The 15,902-nt window shown below is 62.4% G+C and carries 15 protein-coding genes; 12 read left to right on the top strand and 3 right to left on the bottom strand.

Annotation, left to right across the window (positions count from 1 at the left end):
- Positions 1–184: 184 nt before the first annotated feature.
- From ACTYEO_RS13940 to ACTYEO_RS13905, 8 genes are all read left to right on the top strand, one after another.
- Entirely contained in the window at positions 185–844 is a 660-nt protein-coding gene (locus tag ACTYEO_RS13940) for a hypothetical protein (RefSeq protein ID WP_449324358.1), read from the top strand.
- 13 nt (positions 845–857) lie between these two features.
- The gene (locus ACTYEO_RS13935; protein ID WP_449324357.1) at positions 858–1,019 is read left to right on the top strand and encodes a hypothetical protein; all 162 of its coding nucleotides are present in this window, start codon (positions 858–860) and stop codon (positions 1,017–1,019) included.
- A gap of 313 nt (positions 1,020–1,332) precedes the next feature.
- Complete coding sequence (gene uxuA / locus ACTYEO_RS13930) at positions 1,333–2,529, top strand: mannonate dehydratase (RefSeq protein WP_449324356.1); 1,197 nt, start codon at positions 1,333–1,335, stop codon at positions 2,527–2,529.
- 67 nt (positions 2,530–2,596) lie between these two features.
- Positions 2,597–3,868 (top strand): ABC transporter substrate-binding protein, encoded by a 1,272-nt coding sequence (locus ACTYEO_RS13925; protein WP_449324355.1) that lies wholly within the window; start codon positions 2,597–2,599, stop codon positions 3,866–3,868.
- Between the two features lie 81 nt (positions 3,869–3,949).
- Positions 3,950–4,972, top strand: coding sequence for a carbohydrate ABC transporter permease (locus ACTYEO_RS13920; protein WP_449324354.1), 1,023 nt, complete (start codon positions 3,950–3,952; stop codon positions 4,970–4,972).
- Positions 4,965–6,038: a carbohydrate ABC transporter permease gene (locus tag ACTYEO_RS13915; RefSeq protein WP_449324353.1), complete on the top strand. Its 1,074-nt coding sequence runs from the start codon at positions 4,965–4,967 to the stop codon at positions 6,036–6,038. Before ACTYEO_RS13920 ends, ACTYEO_RS13915 begins: the two co-directional genes overlap by 8 nt.
- The gene (locus tag ACTYEO_RS13910; RefSeq protein ID WP_449324352.1) at positions 6,038–7,051 is read left to right on the top strand and encodes an NAD(P)-dependent oxidoreductase; all 1,014 of its coding nucleotides are present in this window, start codon (positions 6,038–6,040) and stop codon (positions 7,049–7,051) included. The genes ACTYEO_RS13915 and ACTYEO_RS13910 overlap by 1 nt, the downstream gene beginning before the upstream one ends.
- Positions 7,052–7,064: 13 nt before the next feature.
- Positions 7,065–8,153: an ABC transporter ATP-binding protein gene (locus tag ACTYEO_RS13905; RefSeq protein WP_449324351.1), complete on the top strand. Its 1,089-nt coding sequence runs from the start codon at positions 7,065–7,067 to the stop codon at positions 8,151–8,153.
- Positions 8,154–8,193: 40 nt separating this feature from the next.
- On the opposite strand, the gene ACTYEO_RS13900 is transcribed toward ACTYEO_RS13905, so the two are convergent.
- Genes ACTYEO_RS13900 through ACTYEO_RS13890 form a run of 3 tightly spaced genes read right to left on the bottom strand, consistent with a single transcriptional unit; the run spans position 8,194 to position 11,311 of the window.
- Positions 8,194–9,258 carry a Gfo/Idh/MocA family protein gene (locus tag ACTYEO_RS13900; protein ID WP_449324350.1) on the bottom strand — a complete coding sequence of 355 codons (1,065 nt, stop codon included), beginning with the start codon at positions 9,256–9,258 and terminating at the stop codon, positions 8,194–8,196.
- Positions 9,255–10,265, bottom strand: a complete 1,011-nt coding sequence (locus ACTYEO_RS13895) for a Gfo/Idh/MocA family protein (RefSeq protein WP_449324349.1) — start codon at positions 10,263–10,265, stop codon at positions 9,255–9,257. Before ACTYEO_RS13895 ends, ACTYEO_RS13900 begins: the two co-directional genes overlap by 4 nt.
- Positions 10,262–11,311 (bottom strand): Gfo/Idh/MocA family protein, encoded by a 1,050-nt coding sequence (locus ACTYEO_RS13890; RefSeq protein WP_449324348.1) that lies wholly within the window; start codon positions 11,309–11,311, stop codon positions 10,262–10,264. The genes ACTYEO_RS13895 and ACTYEO_RS13890 overlap by 4 nt, the downstream gene beginning before the upstream one ends.
- Before the next feature lie 114 nt (positions 11,312–11,425).
- Here ACTYEO_RS13890 and ACTYEO_RS13885 point away from each other — a divergent pair, with 114 nt between their 5' ends.
- Genes ACTYEO_RS13885 through ACTYEO_RS13870 form a run of 4 tightly spaced genes read left to right on the top strand, consistent with a single transcriptional unit; the run spans position 11,426 to position 15,752 of the window.
- Complete coding sequence (locus ACTYEO_RS13885; protein ID WP_449324347.1) at positions 11,426–12,160, top strand: GntR family transcriptional regulator; 735 nt, start codon at positions 11,426–11,428, stop codon at positions 12,158–12,160.
- Complete coding sequence (uxaC, locus tag ACTYEO_RS13880) at positions 12,157–13,536, top strand: glucuronate isomerase (protein ID WP_449324346.1); 1,380 nt, start codon at positions 12,157–12,159, stop codon at positions 13,534–13,536. Before ACTYEO_RS13885 ends, uxaC begins: the two co-directional genes overlap by 4 nt.
- A 3-nt stretch (positions 13,537–13,539) precedes the next feature.
- Positions 13,540–14,826 (top strand): mannitol dehydrogenase family protein, encoded by a 1,287-nt coding sequence (locus tag ACTYEO_RS13875; RefSeq protein WP_449324345.1) that lies wholly within the window; start codon positions 13,540–13,542, stop codon positions 14,824–14,826.
- Between the two features lie 20 nt (positions 14,827–14,846).
- Complete coding sequence (locus tag ACTYEO_RS13870; protein WP_449324344.1) at positions 14,847–15,752, top strand: sugar kinase; 906 nt, start codon at positions 14,847–14,849, stop codon at positions 15,750–15,752.
- Positions 15,753–15,902: the final 150 nt, after the last annotated feature.

Below are 15,902 nucleotides of genomic sequence, written 5' to 3'. Positions count from 1 at the left end.
GCCTGTCAGCACCTCAACTTGCCTCAGCTTAACAACAATCTCTTCAGGCTTCGGTCTCGTAATTCCCATCTTCGATTCTCCGTTTTCCTAACTATAGGGACGGACCAATTCAAAGGGGGAGGCTCACCAATGGTCATGCCGTTACCTGGCTGGGTGGTGCGAACCGAGCCTATGGAGCCGTCGGATGAGAACCTCATTGCAGTTCTTCAAGGATATGGGCGTCTGCGATGGCGCCTATGCGGTGCTGCAGCGCGTGTTCCAAAGCGCGGGCGTGACCGAGTTCGATTATGCCGCCGGGTATGAGCTGATGCTCGGCATGATGGATGAGCTGGAGATCGCAGCGGCGCAAAGCGGCGAGCCCGGCCATGACACCGCGCAAGGCTGGCTGAAATGGTGCTATGAGCTGCGAACGCGGCCCGAGGCCATCATGTATTATGGGGATCATGTTGAGGAGAACCTGTTCCGCACGGCGGACGGCCATCTCCACGAAACCTTAGCCGCTGCCCAAGATCATCGCCGGCGCAGCTTTGCCGAGCACCGTCGTGACCATGCGGCCGCGCGGGTGATCAACGGCGTCAGGCTCGGGCCGGAGGGCGCTGAGATCTGGGAGGTGGTTGATCCCACGGGCACTGCCCTCGCCGGATACGACGCATTCGTCTGGCATGACAGCACCACAGGCTTGAACCACCGGACTGAGAGCATCGAGGAGGCCGTGGCGTTCGACGCCGAGCAGGCCCAGATCTTCGAGCGGATTGATGCAGCAGAAGCCGCCGCGCGCATCGAGCGCAGGATCACCGATCCGAGTGGGCAGTTCAGCGTTTGGGTAGGGGTGGCGGTGGGGTAGGGGGAAGGTCTACATGCTTGCAGTCGTTCAGCTCTGCAAAGGATCCTGCATGTTCCTCGAGGGGGAATTCTTCAAGCAGTGCTGCGCCAACGAGTTTGCCTTCAATATGGGGATCATGATGGCAGCCGTCTGGCATCTGATGGTGATGGTGGTCGTGGGGACTCAAAAACACTGAAGGATCTACGTCGAGAGCGTGCCCTCTTCGAACGCTAGTTCCGACAAAGTGCGGTCGCCCTTCATGGCTTCCAGCGCCACGCAGGCCTTGAACCCCGCATCTTGGTTCCTGCGTTTCTTCATGTCCCGATTTCCTCGTGCGTGGAGGTCAGCAGATGTCAGATCCTACCTTACGTCACTGTCCGATTTTTGGGGAGGAGCTCAGACCATCAGGTGACCTCAGCACCTTACGATTCGGAAAAATCAAATGAGTGATTGCCAGGGGCTTATCACTATACTAGTATACCGGTATAAAGCGTTGAGGAGGGTTTCAGATGCGCCCCACATGGCGATGGTTTGGCCCAGAGGATCGGGTAACCGTGCAAACCGCGCGTCAAGCTGGCGCAAAGGGCATCGTGACGGGTTTGCATCACCTCCCGCCCGGCGAGGCTTGGACCGTCGATGAGATCGAAACACGCAAGGGGCAGATTGCCTTCGCCTCCGATGCGGCACTAAAGTGGGAAGTGGTCGAAAGCCTCCCCGTGTCCGAGGCGATCAAGACTAGAGGCTCTGAATGGGCCGATCACGTTGCTGCCTATAGAAAGTCGCTTGAGGCGCTGGCAGAAGCTGGCATCCGGACGATATGCTATAATTTTATGCCGGTGCTAGACTGGACGCGCACCGATTTGCGAGCGCCGCTGCCCGCGGGAGGGACGGCAATGCGCTTCGATTTGGTGTCATTCGCTGCGTTTGACCGGCACATCCTGCGGCGTCCTGGCACCGAAATGTCTTATGGGCGAGACACCGTTGCCGCAGCTGAAAAGGTCGCCGCGGGAATGGATGATGCGGCGAAGAGTATGCTTGCGCATGCGGTGATTGCGGGGCTCCCGGGGGCGGCCGAAAGCTGGACCTTGGAAAATGTGCGCACCGCACTGGACACCTACGCAGCGCTGTCGCCCGGCTTACTGCGTCAAACTCACATCGACTTCTTGTCCGAGGTGGTTCCACTGGCGGAACGCCTTGGCCTGCGTTTGTGCTGTCATCCCGATGACCCGCCCTTTCCGATACTGGGCCTGCCACGCACCATGTCGACACTGGCCGATTATCAGGAAGTGCTCGGTGCCGTGGACAGCCCCGCCTTTGGCGCGACCTTCTGCACCGGATCGCTTGGGGCCCGCCCCGACAACGACTGTGTCGCGATTGCGAAGGCGCTCGCCCCACGCATACATTTCGTTCACCTGCGCAACGTGGTCAGGGAAACGCCCGGCATTCCGTGCAGTTTTATCGAATCAGAACACCTGTCCGGAGATGTGGATATGGTTGGGGTGATCGAGGTCATTCTTGCTGAAGAGGGGCGTCGCCGGGCCACCGGGCGCGAGGACGCTGAAATTCCGATGCGGCCCGATCATGGCCACGACATCTTGACTGACATCGGCGCGGGTGCCCAGCCTGGTTATCCGGCGGTTGGCCGCCTCAAGGGGCTGGCAGAACTGCGCGGCGTTATGACCGCGCTTACAAGAAACGCCGCTTGATTCATCACGAAGAGTGACAAGCGGAGAAGAAGAACGAAACAGTGTCTGACATTCCAGGGAGGAAACAATGAAGACATCTTTGAAACTTTTAGCAGCAAGTTCTGCGTTCGCGATTTTTGCCTGTGGCGCGGCCTCGGCGCAGACCGAGCTCCGCATGATGTGGTATAATGACGGCAATGAAGGCGAAGTGATGCAATCGATCCTTGACCGGTTCGAGGCAACCCACCCGGAGATCAGCGTCACGCTTGATGTCGTGCCGTATCAGGCGGTTCTGGAATCCCTTCCTATCCAGCTGGCGGCAGGCAACGGCCCTGATATCGCCCGCGTGACCGATCTGGGTGGCCTGTCCCAGTACTATCTGGACCTGCGTCCCCACCTTCAGGATGCCGCGTATTGGGAAACCAACTTTGGCCCGTTCCTCAAATGGCTTGATCCCGATGGCGATGCGATCAACGGCTTCATGACGCAGCTGACTGTGACCGGCCCCTATGTCAACCGGACCCTGTTCGAGCAGGCCGGTGTCGATATGCCTGGCGCCGGCGCGACTTGGGAAGACTGGGCTGCGGCTGTAAACGAGGTGGCCGCTGCACTCGACATTCCGATTCCAATGGCATGGGATCGTTCTGGCCACCGTGTGTCGGGGCCGGCGATCGCGCAGGGCGCGATGATGTTCGACGCTGAGGGTAACCCGGCGCTGGTCGACGAGGGCCTGCAGCGGATGGCGCAGATGCTTTACGATTGGCATCAGGACGGCACCATGTCGCTGGAGCTTTGGGGCTCGGTGTCCGGCTCGACCTATCTGGGCGCGAACGAGGACTTCGCCAACGCCAATGTGGTGATGTACATGTCCGGGTCGTGGCAAATCCCGCAGTTCGCCTCGACGATCGGGGATGCCTTCGACTGGTGGGCCGTACCCGCTCCGTGTGGTCCAGCCGCCTGCACCGGCATGCCCGGTGGTGCCGCTCTTGCCGCGATTGGCGATACCGAGCATCCTGAGGAGGTCGCCATCCTGATGGAGTACCTCGCGCAGGAAGATGTTCTGGCGGAGTTCTACGGCCAGACCCTGTTCATCCCCGGACACCTCGGCCTTGCAGCGAACGGGATCGAGTTCGCCACCGACGATCCGCGTGCGGCGCACGCGCTGGCGACCTTCTCGGCCGCCGTTCCCAGCATCTCTCCGGTGGCATACCAGCTTCAGGGTTACCCATCGAACCGTGTGCTGTTCAACGCTCTGATCTCGCGTCTTAATGAGGCAATCGTGGGAGAAATTTCCCTCGAGGATGCCTATGCTCGGATGGAATCCGACATCACCAATCAGCTGGCCGAAAGCGGCCGCTGAGGCAACCTGACACGATGAGCGGTCAGTTCCTCCCGCATCCCTTGCGGGGGGGGCTGCCACCGATGAGGAGAGGAACCCCCAATGGCCCATGTGGATGACAAGCCGGGCAATGCCGGCGAGATGTTGCAGAACGTGGTTGCCTGGCCCCTCCGCATTCTGTTCAAACTGCTCGATTTCCCCATTTCGGCGATTCAGCGTCTGATCGGTATCAAGCGGATGCCTTGGTTCTTTCTACTGCCGAACTTGGCGTTTTTCGGGATGTTCGTGATCCTCCCGCTGCTGATGAATTTCGCTTACTCAATCACGGGCGGTACGGAACTGTTCCTTCGGGACCGGCCGATTACCGGCACCGAGCAATATAGGTTCCTTTTTGACTGCGGCTCTTACACCGACCCGTTGACCTGCCGTGAGGACCGGTTTTGGAAGGGCATTTTCAACACCTCCATATTCATCTTCTTCCAAGTTAGCTTCATGGTTCTGTTCTCTTTGATCACCGCGCTGGTCTTGAACCGTGAAATCCGCGCACGCGGTTTCTGGCGGGCGGTCTTCTTCTTCCCTGTGCTTTTATCGCCGGTCGTTGTCGCACTGATCTGGAAGTGGATCTTGTTGCGCGACGGGATCCTAAACGCCTTCCTGATATCGATCGGGCTCGATCGAATTCTGTTCTTTGTCAGCCCTGAATGGGCGATGTTCTGGGCTGTCTTCGTTTCAATCTGGGCGCATCTAGGCTTTTATACCCTCATCCTTTTGGCCGGGCTTCAGGCAATCCAGCCCGACCTTTACGAGGCGGCGGAGATGGACGGCACTAGCAAGGAGCGCGTCTTTTTCCGCATCACCTTGCCGCTGCTATGGCCCAACATGCTGGTCGTGATCGTCCTGGCCTTGATCAAGGGTGTGCAGGTCTTTGATGAGGTCTATGTGCTGACCGGCGGCGGACCGGGCACTGCGACGCAGTTCATCGTTCAATACATCTACAACACCGCCTTTACGAACCAGGTGCAGAATTTCGGCCTTGCCTCTGCTGCGTCGATGGTTCTGGGCGTTGTGCTGTTCATCCTGACCCTGACGCAGCTGGCTGCAACCCGGAGGCGTGACAATGGTTGAAGCGACACAATATCCCCGCTCTGTCGGGTCCATGCTGACGGTTCGCCGCGGGCGCGGCAGGCTGCATTGGACCGACGTGTTTACGTACGTCTACCTGGGGTTCGGGTTTTTCCTGATGTTTGCGCCGGTGGTATGGCTGGTGCTGTCGTCGTTCAAGACGCCATCGGGTCTGCAGGAATTCCCCCCGACCTTCCTGCCGCTTGGGCAGATCACGGTCGAGGTTGAGGGCTATGACGACCCGCTACTGCTGTTTGACGTGACCATGGAGGATGGCAGCGTTCAACAGCTTGCGCAGGTCCGGCGGATTGGCATCATGGCGCAGATGGTGGATCCAGAAGCCCCAGACGAGCGGCTGCAAATCCCAATCAACACGCGTGAACCGGTGCGCGAATTGCGCATGGCGTGGGAAAATTACCGCGATCCGTTGGAGCGGTTCAACTTCATGAGCTACCTGTGGAACTCCGTCATCGTGACCTTCGTGGCGACGGTTGTCACGCTGCTGATCAACTCCATGGCGGCCTATGGCCTCTCGATCTACGAGTTCCGCGGGCGCAATGCGATCATGCTTTTCGTGATTGGAACGCTGATGATCCCGATCACCGTGATCCTCGTCCCAGTCTACCTCGTGGTCACGAATCTCGGCATGATCAACTCGCTTTGGGCGGTGATCCTTCCGGGGGCGGCGACGCCCACGGGCGTGTTCCTGCTGCGACAGTATATGCTAACGATTCCGAAGGACCTGATCGAGGCTGCACGGATGGACAAGGCGTCGGAATGGGCGATCTACTGGCGCGTGGTGATGCCGCTGGCCATGCCTGCCGTGGCGGTTCTTGCGATCTTCTCGATCATGTGGCGCTGGAATGAATTCCTCTGGCCGCTGATCGTTCTGAACCGTTCGGAGGTCTACACGCTTCAGGTCGGGCTCAACGCTTTTCAGGGCGAGTTGGATGTGCAGTGGCACTACATCCTTGCGATGACGGTAGTGACCCTGATCCCGGTGATCATCGTCTTTGCTTTCCTGCAACGATTCATAACCACCGGCATAGCCTCTTCTGGGATGAAATGATGACCAACAAACCGCTGATCTTTCTGGATCCATTCCCCCGAAACGAGGCGATGGTCTACACGCCCGATTGCGCCGAGGCGCTTTCCGGAATGGGCGATGTGGTGGCCCATTGGGGTAGCCGCGCCCCCGACGACCTTGTCGAGGCGCATCTCGGCGAGATGGCCGTGTTGATCGGCCAGACGGCGATGCCGCGCGAACGGCTGGACCGGGCGCCTAACTTGCGAGCGATCCTGAACGTAAAGGCGAACTGGGAGCCCAATATCGACTATGCCGAATGCCACGCGCGGGGCATCCATGTTCTGAGTGCCGCACCCGCCATGGCGCCTGCCGTGGCCGAGTTCTGCGTGGGGCAGGCCATCAGCCTGCTGCGCGGGCTACACCGGTCCGACGGGTTGTTCCGCAATGGGCAGGAGGCTTATGGGATAGGCGGCAACGGCTCCGCCGAAAGCCTGTATGGTGCGACGGTCGCGCTGATCGGTTACGGCAATTTGGGACGGGCCTTGGCGCCACTCCTGCGACCGTTCGGGGTTCGCCTGCTGGCGCATGACCCATGGCTGTCCGACGGTTATCTGTCCAGCGAGGGGCTTACGCCGGTTGGTCTGGCCGATGCGCTTTCTCACTCGGACGTGATCTTTCTGCTTGCCGGGGTTACCTCGGACAACGAGGGTTTCCTCGACCGCGAGATGCTGAGCCTGATCCGGCGCGATGCCTGCGTTATCCTGGCCTCACGGGCCGAGATCGTCGATTTCGATGACTTCCTGGCGCTGGCCGCAAAAGGCGCGTTTCGGGCAGCCGTCGATGTTTTTCCCGATGAACCGGTTCCCGCCACCAGCGCTTGGCGCAATACACCGAATGTTCTGTTTTCCGCCCATCTTGCCGGGGGCATCCGGGCCTCTTACGCTCGCATCCGGGGCATGATGCTGGACGATATCGGCCAGATCCTGAAAGGGCTGCCGCCGCTTCGGATGCAGAAGGCCGACCCGCAATTCGCCGCCAAGATGCGCAGCCGGTAACGAAAGAGAAGTCATGACCGAAATTCATCTCAAATCCGTGCGCAAGGCCTATGGCGAAGTGGAGGTGATCCACGGCATCGACCTTCAGGTGCTGTCCGGCGAGTTCTGCGTGTTCGTCGGCCCCTCGGGCTGTGGAAAATCGACCCTTCTGCGGATCATCGCCGGGCTGGAGGATATCACCTCCGGCGCCATCGAGATTGACGGCACGGTGGTCAACACCGTGGGCGCGGCGGATCGTGGGCTGGCCATGGTATTCCAATCCTACGCGCTCTACCCGCATATGAGCGTCTACAAGAACATGGCCTTCGGGCTGGAGAACTCCAAGATGCCGCGCCCGGAGATCGACGCCCGCGTGCGCAAGACGGCGGAGCTTTTGCAGATCACCGATTACCTCGAGCGCAAGCCCAAGGCACTGTCGGGCGGTCAGCGTCAGCGCGTCGCCATCGGGCGGGCCATCGTGCGCCACCCCAAGGCCTTCCTGTTCGACGAGCCGCTGTCAAATCTCGACGCCGAATTGCGCGTGGCGATGCGCAAGGAGTTGTCGGCCCTGCACGCCAATATCGGCGGCACGATGATCTACGTTACCCATGATCAGGTCGAGGCGATGACCCTCGCGGACCGGATCGTCGTGCTGCAAAAGGGCAAGATAGAGCAGGTCGGCGCGCCGCTCGATCTCTACAACCGGCCCTGCAACGCTTTTGTCGCGGGCTTCATCGGATCGCCGCGCATGAACATGTTCGCGGGGCAGGTGGCGCGCGATGGCGACACGATGGTGCTCAATATCGAGGGCGCGCATCTGCACGTCCCGAACGTGCCCGGCCTCAACGAAGGCGACCGGATCACAATGGGCATCAGGCCCGAGCATATCAGCGTCCATGCCGACGGCGCCGGCGAATTGAGTGCGGCCGTCGCGGTGTCCGAGCAACTTGGCGGCGACACCTACATCTATTGCGACGCGCCGGGTCTGCCGCAGATCACCGTCCACCAGCCCGGCCAATTGCCGGTTGCCAAGGGGCAGACCCTGTCACTGAGCTTCGAGCGCGCGCAGATGCATGTGTTCGGGGCCGACGGCGCGGCCGTGGCGAACGGTTTGCCGGGGTGACACCGCCGCGCGGTCCCGGTGGGGATGAGGGCGGTTCGGATCAGGCCCCGGGCGGTATCCACCCGCGATAGACCGGCGACCCGGTCGGGAGCGGCAAGGACTGCGGAGCGCCGGTGCGCGCCGAAAGATAGATCGCCGACACCAACTCGACCGAGCGCCGCCCATCCGCCAGAGTGACAGCGTTTGTGCCCTTGCCCTCGAGGGCATCCGCCACCGCCTCCAGATATCCCGCGAAACCCGCCAGCGGCGCCGCAACCCCCGCGAGCACCCTGTCGACATCGCTCTGGCTGGTGGAGGCGCGCGCGATGAAGCGCCATGCCTCCTGCGCGGGGCTGTAGGGCGCAGAGCCGCTTTCGGCCGTCAGCCCCTCGAAGCAGAACCGCAGGCGAGTCGTGTCATCGCCCGCGCCGAGCGTGACGGAACTCGTGACCAGCGCCCCGTTTTCCATGCGGAAAGCCAGCGCGGCGCAATCCTCTGTCTCGATGTCGTTCACGCGGGTATCGGTCAGCGCGGTGACCTCGGCCACTGGCCCCAGAATGTGACACAGCAGGTCATGGGCATGGATCGCATGGCCAAGCAGCGAGCCGCCGGATTCCCCCGCCCATGTTCCGCGCCATGGGACAGCATAATAGGCGGTATCCCGGTTCCAGTGGGTTTCAAGGCTGGCGACATAGGGCTTGCCCGTGAGACCCGCGGTCTGCAGCGCACCAAGCTGTGCCAGCGCGTGGCCATAGCGGTACTGGAAGACCGGAAAGACCTGCCGCCCACTGGCCGCCGCCGCTGCGACGAGTGCGTCGGCCTCCTCCAACGAGCGCGCGATCGGCTTTTCGCAAATCGCGTGCTTGCCGGCCTGCAGGACTTGAAGGGAAACGGGAAAATGCAGATGCGGCGGCAGGCAGATGTCGATCAGGTCGATCGCCGGGTCCGCCAACACCGGCGCTAGATCGTCGGAGACCGCAATCTCGGGGTCGTCCGCGGTCGCCGCGCGCGCCCGCGCGGTATCAAGGTCGCACATCACGGCGACGCGAAACCGATCCGGTAAGGCGCGATAGCCCGCCAGATGCTCGGCGCCGATCCCCGCGCCGACAATCGCTACCCGGGTCATCTCGGGGCGCTTTCCGCCATGGCCTGTGCCTTCAAGGACAACTCGCAGACCTTGAAGACATGCGCCTGTGTCATCGCCGTTTCGGTCCGGTCCCGCAGGTCTGCCGAGAAGCGCGCGAAAAAGGGCAGATCCGAGGAAGAGGCGTCGATCTTCTCACAGCGGGTGCCGTTGACGAGGATCACATGATCGGTGCCGTCGCTGCCCACATCCACGTATTTCCGCAGTTCGATATAGCCTTCGGTGCCAAGGATCGTCAGACGCCCATCGCCCCATGTGGGCAGGGCATCGGGCGTATACCAGTCGACGCGGATATAGCCGTGGCCCTGCGCGCTGCGCAGCGCAATTTCGCCAAAATCCTGCAGGCCAGGGTCGTCGGGATTGCCATAATTCGCCGCGCTCGCCAACGTCACTTCCGCGTCGGTCGAGCCGGTGAAGAACAGGAACTGGTCGATCTGGTGGCTAGCGATGTCGGTGAGGATGCCGCCATAGGCCTCGCGGTCGAAGAACCAGTCGGGCCGCGTGTCGCGGTTGAGCCGGTGCGGCCCGATACCGAGCGTCTGGATTACGCGCCCGATCGTGCCCTCGGCCACCAGTTCGGCGGCACGGGTGACGGCGGGCACCTCGAAGCGTTCGGAAAAGTCGATGGACCAGATCCGGCCTGTCGCGGCGACGGTCGCCTTGATTGTGTCAAGCTGATCCAGTGTGGTGCATCCGGGCTTGTCGGTCAGCACATCCTTGCCCGCCTCCATCGCCTGCACCGCCCATGCGGCGCGGTCGTGCGGGATGCAGGACAGAAGGATCAGGTCAATGGAGGGATCCTCCAGCAACGCATTCGCGCTGTTGGCGCGGGGCACGTCGGGGAAGCGTTCGACGAAGCCCTCTTCGGTATTCGGATGGCCCTGCGTCCACCATCCGGCGAACTCGGCGCCCGCTTCGATCATGTTCGCGGCCATCCCGAAGATATGGCGGTGGTCGATGCCGACGGCGGCAAAGCGAAGGGCGGTCATATGGTCAACTCCGTAGGTCCGCCAATGCGTGCGGATGTGGTGATTGCGTCGATCAGGTCATGGGCGGCGAGTGCATCCTCGCCGGTGATGGCAGGCGTGCGCCCTTCGATCAAAGCGTCGGCGAAATCCTCGATCACGTTCTGGTGCCAAGCATGGGTGAAAGCCATGGGGTCCGCCCCGCCGCCGGTGCCCCCGGCGACGCCGAAGACTTCGCTCTGCCCGTCGCGCCAATACACGTGAAGCTGTCCGGATTGCAGGCGCAGGCTGGCGGCGTCGAAATGCAGCGTGATGGACTCTGCCCCGCCCGGAAAGCTGGAGGTGCTGGCCACCAGCGACCCCACGGCGCCATTGGCGAATTCCAGCCCGGCGGTCACGAAATCCTCTGCTTCCATATCGTGGAAACAGGTCGTCGCCGCCATGGCGCGCACCGCCTTCACGGGGCCCGCCAGCGACAATGCAAGGTCGATGGTGTGTATTGCCTGTGAAATCAGCACGCCGCCCCCATCGCGCGCATAGGTGCCGCGCCCGGTTTCATCGTAATAGCTCTGTTCGCGCCACCACGGCACCGCGATCTCCACGAGCCCAAGCGCGCCGAGATCACCATTTGCGACCATCTGGGCGGCCTTGCGCGAGGCTGCGCGCACGCGGTGCTGGAAAACGACGCCAAGCGTTACACCTGCCTCGCGGCACAGGCGCACAACCTCGCGCGCCTCGGTCCCGTTGCGTCCCATCGGTTTTTCAAGGAGGACGTGCTTGCCTGCCGCGGCCAACGGACGGACGATCGCGGCCCGCGCATCGGGGGGCGTAAGGACGATGACGAAATCCACGACAGGATCGGCCGCAACCGTATCGATGCTGTCGTAAACCTGCACGCGCTCACCGATGAGCGCCTCCGCCCTGTCGGCAAGATCTCTGGCCCGATCCGGATTGCGAGACTGAATGCCATGGATGATGACCTGCCTTGCGTCGGCGCAGGCGGCCACGTGGGTCTGCGCCACCATACCCGCGCCGATCAGGACGGCTCGCTTTGGCAAATCATTTCCCATCGCACGACCCTTTTGCAGCGTTCCCAGCAACACTAATCATAGGGAATTGTAGGTTGTCAACCAAATTACATACCGGTATACTGAATTGGGATCGATGGATTGAAGGAGTAAAGCGTGAGACGGAAATCGGCTGCCATTGATGCGTCCTCTCTTGCCGTGACGCCGTTGGATATGTCGCGACCGGCGGCCGAACAGATCGCCTCTGCGCTCAAGACCGCGATCCTAAACATGCAGATCGCTCCCGGCGCTATGATTTCGGAAAACGAGGTTGGGCAGGTGTTCGGCGCGAGCCGCACACCGGTCCGCGAGGCGTTTGCACAGCTGCGAGACGACGGCCTTATCCTGACCTGGCCAAGCCGGGGAAACTATGTCTCCAGGCTGTCGGAGAATCAGATCCGCGGCGCGCAGTTCCTGCGCGAAGCCCTCGAGGTGGCGGTGGTCGAACGGCTCTGCGCCGATGCCTTGCCCGAGGATGCAGCGGCGGAACTGGAGGATGTGCTGGCACGGCAAGGCGCTGCCGTGGAGGCCGACAGGAAGCTGGACTTTCAGCAATTGGACGATCGGTTTCATGCACTGCTGGCCGAAGCCACCGGCTTCGATCGGATCGGAGGGCTTTTGCTGCGCGAAAAGGCGGCGCTGGACCGGCTGCGGGTGTTGTCGCTGGACGATGCCGCGCACATGGCAAGTCTGCTGGCGGAACACAAGGCGATTTTCGAGGCGATCCGCGACGGGTCCACCGAACTGGCACAGGAGCAGATGCGGCGGCACCTACGGCGGGTGCTGACAACGCTCTCGGACCTGATCGAGGCAAACCGGGAGTTCTTCGATATCTCCGAAGAGGACGCATGACTGCCGGCCCCGCTCCGGCACCGATGGCAGAGGCCCTCCATGAGCGCGTGGCGGGCTTACCCATCGTCTCTCCCCACGGCCATTGCGACCCGCGCTGGTGGGCGGAGGACGGCGCCTTTCCCGATCCGGCGGACCTGCTGATCAAGCCCGATCACTACGTGTTCAGGATGCTTTATTCACAGGGTGTGCCGCTGGCCGACCTGGGCATCGGACCGGACGGAGAGGGCCGCGATCCGCGCGACGTATTCCAACTCTTTGTGCAGCATTGGGACGCTTTTCTGGGCACCCCGAGCCGGCAATGGCTGGAGTTCACGCTTGTCCGAACCCTCGGGATCGACACGCCCCTCTCGCCTGATACCGCCGATATAGTCTACGCCCAGATCGCCGAGCGGCTGGCCTCGCCCGCCTTTCAGCCGCGAGCGTTGTTCGATCGCTTCGGGATCGAGGTGCTGGCGACCACCGATGCCGCAACCGATCGGTTGCAACACCATACCGCCATCGCCGAGTCAGGATGGCCGGGCCGGATCATTCCCACTTTCCGCCCCGATGACGTGCTTAATCCAGCGCGCCCCAACCACGCGCGGGCGCTGAGCGATCTGGCCGAAATCACCGAGCGCGACGTGGTGCGCTATCGCGACTTTCTGGATGCGCTACGCGATCGGCGGTCGGTCTTCCGCGCCGCCGGGGCCACGGCGACGGATCACGACGTGTCCGATCTGGCGACCTGCTGGCTCGACCGCGAGGCGATCGAGGCGTTGCACGCACGGGCCGTGAGGGGGACGCTCTCGGGCGACGCGGCGCGCGACTATTACGGGCACATGCTAGTCGAAATGGCCCAGATGGCGGCCGAGGATGGCATGGTGATGCAGATCCACGCGGGCAGCCGGCGCAACACCAACGCCGCGCTCTTTGCAAGCCACGGCCCGGACATGGGCGCCGACATCCCCTACGCGATGGACTGGGGCCGGGGCCTCGCGGCTCTGCTCGACCGGGTCGGCAACAACCGGCGCCTGCGTCTGATCCTGTTCACGCTTGACGAGAGCACCTATGCGCGCGAACTGGCCCCGATGGCAGGCCACTGGCCCTGTCTGCGCATCGGCCCGCCCTGGTGGTTCCACGACAGCCCGAATGGCATCCGGCGCTACTTCGACACGGTGGTCGAGACGGCGGGCTACCGCAACCTCGCTGGCTTCAACGACGATACCCGTGCGTTCCTGTCCATCCCGGCGCGGCACGAAATGTGGCGGCGGGGCGTGGCGCTGCATCTTGCCGACCAGGTTGATCGCGGGGTGCTGACGATCTCCGATGCCGAACGGCTGGCGCCCTATCTCGTCCGCAACCTCGCGCTCGAGACCTACAGGCTTGGAGGCGGCTGAAAGATGCCGCGCATCCTCCATCTCGGCGTCGGTAACTTCCACCGGGCGCATCAGGCCTGGCACACCGCACGGGCTGGCGGTGATTGGCGGATCACCGGCGTCGTCATGAGCAACGCCGACCTGTTCGATCGGCTTCTGTCTCAGGACGGCGCCTATCACCTTGGCATTCGAGGTTTCGACGGTTTGACAGTGGAGCCTATCGCAATCCACGACAGGCTGCTCCTTGCCTCCCGAAGCTCGCAGGCGGTCATCGATGCGATTTTGGACCCAGAGGTTCAGGTCGTAACGCTGACCATCACCGAGAAAGGCTACTGCCTTGGTCCCGAAGGGCGGCTCGATCTGCAAAACGCCTTAATTGCCCGCGACCTAGTGGCGGGGCCGGGCAGCGCGTTGGCGATGCTGGCGCATGGGCTGTCGCGGCGTACCGCCCCCGTCACCGTGATCAGTTGCGACAATATCTCCGGCAACGGGCGCAAGCTGCATGCCGCGGTCCGGGATTACGCAACCGCCGCCGGCCTGGGCCTGACCGCCGATATCCGCTTCCCGGATACCATGGTCGACCGGATCACGCCCGTCACCACCGACGCCGTGCGGTCCGAGATTGAGGACCGCGTCGACCGATCGGACGTGGCCCCGGTCCTGACGGAAGCCTTCAGCGAGTGGATCATCGAGGATGATTTCGCCGGGCTCCGCCCGAACTGGGAAAAAGCCGGGGTGGAAATCGTGCCCGATGTCGCCGGGTTCGAAATGCGCAAGCTGCGGCTCTTGAATGCCGCGCATTCCCGCCTCGCCTATTCCGGGTTGCTCGCCGGTCACCGCTACGTCCACGAGGCGATGGCGGACCCCGCTCTGCGCGCGGATGTGGAGCAGCTTTGGGATGAGGCCGAACGGACCCTCCCCGAAACCCTGTCGGCGGGCCTCGCAGCCTATCGGGCCGCCTTGGTCAAGCGCTTCCTTGTTGCCGCAATGCGTCATGAACTTTCACAGATTGCCGTCGACGGCAGCCTGAAACTGCGCGAACGACTGGTGCCGGTGGTGAACGGCCCGAACGATGCGCCACAGGCGAGGCGCGGCATCGCGGCATGGGTGGCCTTTCTGCTCTGGCGCCACACGTCCGGGCAGGCCGTCGCAGACGCAAACGCGACGCAGATCGCAGGGCTGCTTGCCGACAATCGGGACATGACGGCCCTGTGTGCGACCCTCGCCGGCCTCATCGGCTTGACCGATCCATCGGCCGAATGGCTGGATCATCTTGCGGCAGACGCGATCAAGATGCGGCGCAATACCTGACATGGAAGAGCACGGACATCATGACAGCAGATATATTGACCCTCGGAGAGGCGCTTATCGAGTTTGTGCGGCTTCCCGTAGACGATGGCCGGGTTCTCTATGAAATGGGCTTCGGTGGTGACACGTCGAACGCGGCCATCGCGGCTGTGCGTCAGGGGGCCAGCGTCGGGTATCTGTCCGCAGTGGGCGACGACGAGTTCGGCCAGGCCCTTCGCGATCTCTGGAGGGCGGAAAACGTGTCGGACGCCCATGTGCTTACCCGATCCGGCGACCCAACAGGTGTCTATTTTGTCCGACCGCATGCGTCGGGGCGTAATTTCACCTACGCGCGCCGTGGGTCGGCCGCGAGCCTCTACCGGCCTGAAGACCTGCCAGAACAGGCCATTTCTGATGCAAAGGTGCTCCATGCCTCCGGCATTTCGCAGGCCATCAGTCCCGAGATGCGCGCCGCCGTGCGGCGTGGTGCGGAATTGGCGCGAGCATATGGCACGCTCTTCTCGTTCGACATCAACCTGCGTCTGAAGATGTGGTCGCTCGAGGACGCCCGCGCGGCGGCGGCGGAAATCCTGCCCCTGGCCGATATCGTGTTTCCCTCGCTGGACGAGGCGATGGTGATGACGGGACTGACGGACCCAGATGCAATTCTCTCGCATTTCTTCGATTTTGGTGCGGCGATCGTGGTCCTGAAACTGGGCGAAGCCGGCGCGATCGTCGCGACGCCCCGTATGCGGACAACCATCCCGGCTGCGCCAGCCACATCCGTCGATTCCACCGGTGCAGGCGACAGCTTTGCCGGTGCATTTCTCGCATATTATCTTGAAACCGGCGATGAAGCGCGCGCCGGCCACCTTGCGAGCCGCGTCGCCGCCGGCACCGTCAACGGTTTTGGAGCAGTGGCTCCTATACCCATTCGCGGCGCGCCATGAAAGTAAGCGTTTTCTGCCCCCAACTTGAGCCTCCCCCTTTGAATTGGTCCGTCCCTATAGTTAGGAAAACGGAGAATCGAAGATGGGAATTACGAGACCGAAGCCTGAAGAGATTGTTGTTAAGCTGAGGCAAGTTGAGGTGCTGACAGG

This window comes from Rhodophyticola sp. SM2404, assembly GCF_053570515.1.
Note: the sequence above shows the minus strand (reverse complement) of the source record. Positions and strands in the feature narration are given on the sequence as shown.